Origin of the sequence: Coprococcus intestinihominis (assembly GCF_040096555.1) — a bacterium.
Classification (GTDB): domain Bacteria; phylum Bacillota; class Clostridia; order Lachnospirales; family Lachnospiraceae; genus Coprococcus_A; species Coprococcus_A intestinihominis.
Window position 1 is genome coordinate 1 of record NZ_JBBMEK010000145.1, and the last position, 8,282, is coordinate 8,282.

The 8,282-nt window shown below is 46.0% G+C and carries 11 protein-coding genes; 9 read left to right on the forward strand and 2 right to left on the reverse strand.

The window, feature by feature from the left end:
• A partial coding sequence (locus WMO25_RS11275) for a P-loop nucleotide/nucleoside kinase family protein (protein ID WP_349085402.1) occupies positions 1-499 on the reverse strand: 499 nt, incomplete at its 3' end.
• Positions 500-527: 28 nt separating this feature from the next.
• Positions 528-1,331 carry a helix-turn-helix domain-containing protein gene (locus tag WMO25_RS11280; RefSeq protein WP_002334816.1) on the reverse strand — a complete coding sequence of 268 codons (804 nt, stop codon included), beginning with the start codon at positions 1,329-1,331 and terminating at the stop codon, positions 528-530.
• A 338-nt stretch (positions 1,332-1,669) separates the two neighbouring features.
• Between WMO25_RS11280 and WMO25_RS11285 the strand changes: the two genes are divergently transcribed.
• From WMO25_RS11285 to WMO25_RS18880, 9 genes are all read left to right on the forward strand, one after another.
• Positions 1,670-2,083 carry a cysteine-rich VLP domain-containing protein gene (locus WMO25_RS11285; protein ID WP_002588751.1) on the forward strand — a complete coding sequence of 138 codons (414 nt, stop codon included), beginning with the start codon at positions 1,670-1,672 and terminating at the stop codon, positions 2,081-2,083.
• A gap of 111 nt (positions 2,084-2,194) precedes the next feature.
• A complete protein-coding gene (locus WMO25_RS11290; RefSeq protein WP_349085403.1) occupies positions 2,195-2,590 on the forward strand; it encodes a replication initiator protein A in 396 nt (131 codons plus the stop codon).
• 183 nt (positions 2,591-2,773) lie between these two features.
• Positions 2,774-3,718 carry a MobV family relaxase gene (mobV, locus tag WMO25_RS11295; protein ID WP_002334814.1) on the forward strand — a complete coding sequence of 315 codons (945 nt, stop codon included), beginning with the start codon at positions 2,774-2,776 and terminating at the stop codon, positions 3,716-3,718.
• A gap of 72 nt (positions 3,719-3,790) precedes the next feature.
• Positions 3,791-3,985, forward strand: coding sequence for a hypothetical protein (locus WMO25_RS11300; protein WP_002334813.1), 195 nt, complete (start codon positions 3,791-3,793; stop codon positions 3,983-3,985).
• 144 nt (positions 3,986-4,129) lie between these two features.
• A complete protein-coding gene (locus WMO25_RS11305; RefSeq protein ID WP_154410947.1) occupies positions 4,130-5,707 on the forward strand; it encodes a recombinase family protein in 1,578 nt (525 codons plus the stop codon).
• A gap of 73 nt (positions 5,708-5,780) precedes the next feature.
• Entirely contained in the window at positions 5,781-6,554 is a 774-nt protein-coding gene (locus tag WMO25_RS11310; protein ID WP_349085405.1) for a transcriptional regulator, read from the forward strand.
• A gap of 215 nt (positions 6,555-6,769) precedes the next feature.
• Entirely contained in the window at positions 6,770-7,303 is a 534-nt protein-coding gene (locus WMO25_RS11315) for a type II toxin-antitoxin system death-on-curing family toxin (RefSeq protein ID WP_253058468.1), read from the forward strand.
• Positions 7,304-7,443: 140 nt separating this feature from the next.
• Positions 7,444-7,995, forward strand: coding sequence for a hypothetical protein (locus tag WMO25_RS11320; protein ID WP_349085406.1), 552 nt, complete (start codon positions 7,444-7,446; stop codon positions 7,993-7,995).
• Between the two features lie 234 nt (positions 7,996-8,229).
• The coding region (locus tag WMO25_RS18880) for a helix-turn-helix domain-containing protein (RefSeq protein WP_353963879.1) at positions 8,230-8,282 on the forward strand (53 nt) is incomplete at its 3' end.

Sequence of the window (8,282 nt, forward strand, 5' to 3'; positions counted from 1 at the left end):
AAACCGTATCTTTAATTGTGAATGTAGTTGTGTCTATGACATTTGATTCATATACTCCCAAACCGGAAAATTGCTCCCACATTGTTTCCACTAATTCAATATTTGTTTTTCTATCTAATTTTGAGCGTTCCACAGCTCGCTTCATAGTTTCTTTTTTACTCGCTCTTAATACAATATAGTGTACCTCGTAATCTTCTTGGGCAAGAGCTTTCCATGGCTCCAAAAACCATGGCCCGACAATCCCATCTACAATTACATCATATCCGCCACGAGCATATCGCTTTGCAGCTTCTAAAAAGGCTTCAATGACAACCAGATTTTGCTCGTTGGATTCTGGCAAATGTGGTGGTATTGCGCCTTTGCTTAAGTAATGAAAAAAGTCATCGGTGTGCATATGCACTGATTTATCCATATCTGATTCCTTTGCGACAATTGACGCAGTTGTTGTTTTTCCTGTCCCCGGTGAGCCTGTAATCACAATAATTCTTCCTTGATTCATCTGTATTTTCCCTCACAATTCAAATTTATCACTTTGTTCCTGCCTGCTCAATCATCTTCTTCGCAAACTGCTGGAACATTTCAACAGTTTCTTTATCCATCGGTGTAAGCTGTCCGATCTGTCCAGCTATCATCGCCGTTACATCGTCAATGGAAAGTGGTTTTTGTTTCTGTTCCGCCAGTGCGTCCCGCATGGCTTGGAACATAGCGGCGGTCACAGCTTCTCCCGGCTGTTCCCCGTTGTCAATGTCTTTCTTAATGTCCCGCAGGATAGCCAGGAACACATTTTTGATTTTTTCAATCTCCGCTTCATGTTCCCCTATCTTTTGGGCGTTCAAAAGCTGTAAATCCTGCTTCGCTTCTGCCCGGTGTTCCGGGTGTTCTTTCATCAGGTCGGACAGGGAAGCCGTTGCCATCTCGATAAGCTGGTTTCTTGCTGTTATGCCCTTTGCCGCCGTATCCTGAAAATAAATCCGTATCAAATCTATCAGCTTAGGAAAATTCCTGTGTTCCAACAGGCGGTTGAGGATTTGCACATCAACAGCACCCGTCACAAGCCCCCTCACGGCTCCCTCGGACAAGCCTAATTCAGAAATATCGTAGCTTTTACGAACGCTCACGGTAGACAAGCCCAGTATGTAGTCTGTCGATACCTTAAATTCCTTTGCCACACCTATGAGAATATCACTGCTGACCGTTCTTGTTTCGCCGCTGACAATGCGGCTCAACTGGGAAGCGGAAACGCCTATCTTCTCCGCAAGTTCCTTTTGTGTGATGTGGTTCCCGTTGCATAAATCGGAAATCCGCTGTCCGGGCGTTCCGGGTAAAGCCATAGATACGCACCTCCTCCGCATACTTCCATTATACAGAATGATTGCAAAAATGCAATTTCCAAAGTGTAAACTTCATCAAAATGCAATTCTCGCAATATTCCGGGAATTGCATTTTTTTCGTGTAGACTTAGGGTAGTTCATCGATGGACGGCACCTTGAAAACAGAATGACCGTCCGAAAAGGAATACCCCGGCTGGGGAAGCACCGCAAGGAGTCGGACTTCGGGACAAAATGTCCCGAAGTTGCGAGGAGCGTGCCAACGCCGGAACACGCCGCAGGAATGGGGCAGGAAACCTTTTCGGGGAGAACGGCAACGGAAAGCAAAATGGAGGGAACGCATGAGAGATAACCCCTATAAAGACTTGCCGCCGCTGGAACGCAGGCCGGACGGTTCCCTTTACCGCATGACCCCGGCGCAGAGAAAACAGGCGGCCAGCCTGATACGCCGGGAGTGCTGTTGCTGTGAGGACGGCAACTGCATTGTCCTTGACGATGGGGACACCTGCACCTGTCCGCAGACGATTTCTTTCTCGGTCTGCTGTAAGTGGTTCCGCTGGGCGGTCTTGCCGCTGGACGGGACGCTGGAAGCGGAGATTTTCCGGGATAAGGACTTGAAACGCTGTGAGGTCTGCGGCGGTGTGTTCGTCCCCAAATCCAACCGGGCAAAATACTGCCCCGGCTGTGCCGCCAGAGTTCACAGGCGGCAGAAAACAGAAAGTGAACGGAAAAGGAGGTCTGCTGTGGACAGTTAGGAGCGAAAAAAGCCTTGATTTATCAGGCTTCGCAAGCCCCAAACCGGGGCTGGTGGTATAAAGTATCGCCCGCCCCGGAAAACGGGCTTCTAACCGTCCACAAAACGCACTATGACAAATACCATCTATATCCATCAGCCGGAAAAGGCGTTCAGCTTCACCCGGCTCCCGAATTTCCTCTTTGAAGCCCCCACATTCAAGCCCTTGTCCAACGAGGCAAAGGTTCTGTACGCCTTTATCCTGCGCCGGACAGAGTTATCCCGCAAGAATGGGTGGGCGGATGATTGCGGACGGATTTTCCTGTATTTCCCTATCTATGAAGTGGTTGACCTGCTCCATTGTGGGCGGCAGAAAGCGGTGAATACCCTGCGGGAACTGCAATACGCCGGACTGGTGGAGATCCAGAAGCAGGGCTGTGGAAAACCCAACCGCATTTTCCCAAAATCCTATGAAGCGGTTCCAAACACCGACTTCAAGAAATCCCGTTCTGGTACGCCGGAGGACTGAAAACCGTACCTTTGAAGTACGGAAATCAATCTTGAGAAGTACGAAAACCAGACGGTATATAGAAATACAAAGATTAAAATGATTGATTTATATCCATTCCATTCCTATCGTATCAGAGATAATTCCGGCGGGATTTTCCCTGTGGAAAACCCCGGATAGGAAAGGAATGGGGAAAGGAGCAGAATGGCACAACACGCAATTTTGCGGTTTGAGAAGCACAAGGGCAACCCGGCAAGGCCGCTGGAAGCCCATCACGAAAGACAGAAAGAACAGTATGCCAGCAATCCCGACATTGACACAAGCCGGAGCAAATACAACTTCCATATCGTCAAGCCAGAGGGCAGGTACTATCATTTCATTCAAAACCGCATTGAACAGGCCGGGTGCCGAACCCGCAAGGACAGCACACGGTTTGTCGATACGCTGGTAACTGCCAGCCCGGAGTTTTTCAAGGGGAAATCCCCAAAGGAGATACAGGCGTTTTTCCAGAGGGCGGCGGACTTCCTCATTGGCCGGGTAGGACGGGAAAATATCGTGTCGGCGGTGGTACACATGGACGAGAAAACGCCCCACCTGCATTTGACCTTTGTTCCGCTGACAAAGGACAACCGCCTGTGTGCAAAGGAGATTATCGGCAACCGGGCAAACCTGACGAAGTGGCAGGACGATTTTCACGCCTATATGGTGGAGAAATATCCTGACTTGGAGCGTGGGGAGAGCGCCAGCAGGACAGGCCGGAAGCATATCCCCACCCGGCTTTTCAAACAGGCGGTTTCCCTCTCCCGGCAGGCAAGAGCCATTGAAGCCACACTGGACGGCATTAACCCGCTGAACGCCGGAAAGAAAAAAGAGGAAGCCCTCTCCATGCTGAAAAAGTGGTTCCCGCAGATGGAGAATTTCTCCGGGCAGTTGAAAAAGTACAAGGTCACAATCAATGACCTGCTGGCGGAGAATGAGAAGTTGGAAGCAAGGGCAAAGGCCAGCGAAAAAGGAAAGATGAAAGATACGATGGAACGGGCAAAGCTGAAAAGCGAACTGGACAATTTACAGCGGCTGGTTGACCGTATCCCGCCGGATATACTGGCGGAACTGAAACGTCAGCAGCGGCACACGGTAAAGGAAAGGTGATAGATATAAGCAGAAATTTTCGCCGCCTCTGTGCGGCATTGTACCTTGAAAACTGAATATGGAGGACACTGGATGGCAAAAAGTGAAAGCGATATTTTTACACCCCGAACAGGGCAGGTTATACAAGCAGAGAACGGCACGCAGTATTTTGTATGTGGGAACAACCGTATAAAAATCTCCGAACACTTCGCCGCAGGCGGGAAGCCCCTCGGTGATCTGATTGTAGATGTGGTGCGGCATACCGCAGAAAAAGCCGCTTCAACCTGATAGCCCATCATTGATAACACGCCCACGCTTATGATATAATTGCCATAGAGCAAAAGTATTGTAAGCGTGGGTTGTTTCTTTAGAAGGAGGATTTTTACGGTGAAACAACCTTACAATACTACGATTTACAACACGGCGCTTTATATGAGATTGAGCCGGGACGATGAACTGCAAGGAGAAAGCGGGAGTATTCAGACACAACGCATGATGCTCCGGCAATATGCCGCCGAGCATGGCCTGAATGTCATAGATGAATATATCGACGATGGATGGTCTGGAACGAACTTTGACAGGCCGGATTTTCAGAGAATGATTGATGACATTGAGGACGGGAAAATCAACTGCGTTGTTACGAAGGATTTATCCCGCTTAGGCAGAAACTACATTCTGACCGGCCAGTACACGGAAATCTACTTTCCCAGCAAAGGCGTCCGCTATATCGCTGTCAATGACAATGTGGACACCATCAACGGAGAGAATGAGCTTGCCCCATTCCTCAACATTCTGAATGAAATGCACGCCCGCCAGACCAGCAAAAAGGTAAAGGCGGCCATGCGGACACGGTTCGCAAATGGCGCACACTATGGAGCCTATGCTCCGCTTGGCTATGTCAAAGACCCAGATAAGAAAGGCCATCTTCTGATTGACCCGGAAACAAGGTGGATTATCGAAAAGATTTTTGACCTTGCCGTTCATGGCCGGGGAGCCGCCAGCATTACACGGATTTTGGTCGAAGAAAAAGTACCTACTCCCGGCTGGCTGAATTTCCAGAGATACGGCACTTTCGCAAATATCTATGCCGGAGCGCCGGAGGAAAAAGCCTATGCGTGGACGATAGCGCAGGTGAAAAGTATTCTGAAAGAGGAAACCTATATCGGACACAGCGTCCACAATAAGCAGACCAACATTTCATTCAAAAACAAGAAGAAAGTACGCAAGCCAAAAGAGGAATGGTATCGTGTGGAGAACACCCACGAAGCGATTATTTCCGAAGATGTGTTCCGTCAAGTACAGGAGCAGATTTGCAACAGGCGCAGACGGCAGAAGAACGGCACAACACAGATATTTTCCGGGCTGGTAAAATGTGCGGACTGCGGCTGGTCGCTGGCCTATGGTATGAACAGCCAGAACAAAAATCCCTATGCCCACTACCATTGTAGCAAGTACGGGCAAGGATTGCACCAGTGTTCCATGCACTATATCCGCTATGATGTGCTTTACGCCTATGTCCTTTCCCGTCTGCAATACTGGTCTGTGCTGGCACAGCAGGATGGGGACAAACTTCTGAAACGGCTACTTAACGCCAGCGACAAGGAACGCAATACTGCAAGGAAGCGGCAGACAGCCGAACTGAAAAAGGCGGAAAAGCGCAAAGCAGAAGTAGACACCCTGTTTGCAAAAATGTATGAGGACTGGTCTGCCGGACGCATTACAGAATACAATTTCAATATGCTGTCCGAAAAGTATCAGGGCGAACAGCGAGAATTGGACGTAAAAATTGAACGGCTTCACGAAGCGATGGAGACCGCCGCCCAGACAGCGGTTGACGCTGAAAAGTGGATAGGTCTGATGAAACAGTATGTCAATCCCACAGAATTGACGGCTGAACTTCTGAATACGCTGATTGAAAAAATCCTTGTCCATGAAGCGGTCAAAAGTGAGGACGGAAGCCGGGAACAGGAAGTGGAAATCTTCTACCGCTTTATCGGCAAAATCGAATGACACATCTTGAGATACCCAACAATATCTTTAACTAAGGGAAACGGGCATCTGTCTGCCGGATGTTTCTGTTTATATGGCGTTGTGTGAAATCCTCGGAATATCTCTCAATGAATTTATTGCCGGGGAAGATATTGAACCTGCTGAGGTGGTTCAGAAATCCGAGGAAAATCTGATTCAGGTGACGGAGGATGGAGAACACCGCAAGCGCAAATTGAAAAAAATCATTGTGTTGCTGGCAGTTTTCGGAAGCGTGATGGCGGGGATTCTGATTTATCTGTTGACGTTTAAAAATCAGCCGAAAGTGAATTACATAGAACCGCTGGCACAGGATAGTACAGAGATGAATATTGCCGGTATGCTTTCAGATGCGGATGGCGCTTTTTTATATGATTATGCTGTGGATAAGGAAATTAAAGGTATATCATTTGAATTGGCTGTTTACAAAAAAGGTGTGTTGGAATCCGAAAGCTCGCTGGGAACAATAAGCTGGTCCGAGCTTGAGCAGATTTCGTTAAGAAACGGAATGATTGCGGTTATACCGGATTTTCAGAATTTTAAAGTTAAACTGATTGTTGCCGGTGAAGGAACAAAATTTTCTACGGAATTTAATATTTTGGAGGATGTACAGGGTAGAAATTATTACGGACGGTCAGCAAAAAGCATTGATGAAGGGAAAATAACGATTCAGCCCGGAAAAGAAATCGGCATATTGGCTTTGTATTATGCAAAAAACGCGTTGAGTGTGACACCATTCTCAGATATTGAAAATGAAAATGTTGACAGCTGTAATGATGAGGTTTATTATCTGACAGTGAAATTCGAAAAAGACGATGATGCTTGGGATTAAAAAGTCAAATACAGCGTATAATATAGGTGAATGAAATAATAAGGCAATGAAGGTGCAGCGTATTTTGGACGCTGCATTTTTCTTTGTAGAAATAAATATTTTCTTTGGAAGATTGGCTGGAGAAAGAATTGAATGTTGCAAAAATGATAAAATCTCAGCTGATATGTTATACTTAATTTAGCTGATGATAGAATGACATACATGGGAGGTATACGATGAAACAGACACAGAATAATTCATTTGACAGCCAGCAGGTACTTTCAGTCATTGAGCAGTACAGTACGGCACTGGATTTGTTGGATGCGTATGACCATCAGACGATGGAAAGACCAAAAGGAAATGAAGCCGCATATGTATTAACTTATGAGGAATGTATGCATGTGATCGCCTGTATGCGGTTTGGCAAAGAATCGGATCTTTTCGGAAAGGAAAAAGACGACTCTTTTAAAGGCAGTATTGGAAACATTTATCAGTCTTTTGCGGGCATGGAAGTTTATCCGACATTGGAAGAGAAAGCGGCGCATTTGCTGTATTTTGTGACGAAGAATCATAGCTTTTTCGATGGCAACAAGAGAATTGCAGCAGCGATGTTCTTGTATTTTCTTGATAAGAATGGTGCACTGTTTGCCAATGGTCAGAAGACAATTGATGACCATACACTGGTAGCGCTGACGATTATGATTGCTGAGTCCAGACCGGATGAGATGGAAATGATGATTACGGTTGTTATGAATTGTATGAAAAAATAGGAAAAGCAGAGAAGAAAGGAGTGAATATACCGGTTGGCTGGTTTAGGAAAATCAGTTGGCCGGTTTTTCATCATTGCAAAAGCACAGCGATTATTTGGTTACATAACACACATGAAAATACCCCAGAAAGGAAGTATAAAATGCCTGATTATATCTTACAGTTTTTCAATTCTCCATATTGGGCACCCATCAGCAATATTTTTACAGCGATTGGTGTTATCAGCGTTATTCTTGCTATTGTCCGTTTTGTACATAACCGTCGTCGTAAAGAATGGAAAAGTAATGTCTCCATTCAGGATTATCCGACAGATTACGATGTTGAAATGGAATGTCGGAATGCGATTTATTCGAAAATATGGACCGAGGAGACGAAGGTGGGCATATCGACGATTGTATTCAGGCCGGTGGATTGTGTGATACCAAAATTGAAGGTGTATGGATTTGGCATCAATGGAAAGAAGGATGGTGTCATAGAATCTTTTAGTGATTTGACACCGGAGGATGCAGTTTGTTTTCGACTTGAGAGAGCAGAGTGTATACCACATTATAAAATACGATGGTATTCTGAATACGGGGAATATGCAGAACATGTATTTAGCGATAATCTCAGAAATGGCATTAATACGGTGGATGGCATTGAGTATCGTATAAATTTTGTGTCAGTTCTTCGAAGAGCTTTGAATTTGCGGTAATCATGGGAGGGGTGATGGAATGACTGATTTTGACTTTTTGAAATAGGGCTACCGCAATCCCACTGGCTTTAGACGGTGGGATTGCGGTAGCCAAAAGTTAGATAGTATTGTATACTTATGGCATGGGAACATGGAAAACTAAAAACAGGCACAAATACTTATTACAATATCACATGTATCAGAAAAAAGGCTAAAAAGGTATATAGAAACCCAAGGTTAAGGCGGTGGTAGCAGATGTTAAAAGCATATAAATACAGAATATATCCCACTAATGAGCAGAAAGAACA

What these genes read in the sequence shown, in the direction of transcription:
- WMO25_RS11280 (WP_002334816.1), bottom strand. Translation starts at nt 1,331, where the DNA reads ATGGCTTTACCCGGAACGCCCGGACAGCGGATTTCCGATTTATGCAAC.
- WMO25_RS11300 (WP_002334813.1), top strand. Translation starts at nt 3,791, where the DNA reads ATGGCAAAAAGTGAAAGCGATATTTTTACACCCCGAACAGGGCAGGTT.
- WMO25_RS11305 (WP_154410947.1), top strand. Translation starts at nt 4,130, where the DNA reads ATGAGATTGAGCCGGGACGATGAACTGCAAGGAGAAAGCGGGAGTATT.
- WMO25_RS11320 (WP_349085406.1), top strand. Translation starts at nt 7,444, where the DNA reads ATGCCTGATTATATCTTACAGTTTTTCAATTCTCCATATTGGGCACCC.
- WMO25_RS11290 (WP_349085403.1), top strand. Translation starts at nt 2,195, where the DNA reads ATGACAAATACCATCTATATCCATCAGCCGGAAAAGGCGTTCAGCTTC.
- mobV (WP_002334814.1), top strand. Translation starts at nt 2,774, where the DNA reads ATGGCACAACACGCAATTTTGCGGTTTGAGAAGCACAAGGGCAACCCG.
- WMO25_RS11315 (WP_253058468.1), top strand. Translation starts at nt 6,770, where the DNA reads ATGAAACAGACACAGAATAATTCATTTGACAGCCAGCAGGTACTTTCA.
- WMO25_RS11285 (WP_002588751.1), top strand. Translation starts at nt 1,670, where the DNA reads ATGAGAGATAACCCCTATAAAGACTTGCCGCCGCTGGAACGCAGGCCG.
- WMO25_RS11310 (WP_349085405.1), top strand. Translation starts at nt 5,781, where the DNA reads ATGGCGTTGTGTGAAATCCTCGGAATATCTCTCAATGAATTTATTGCC.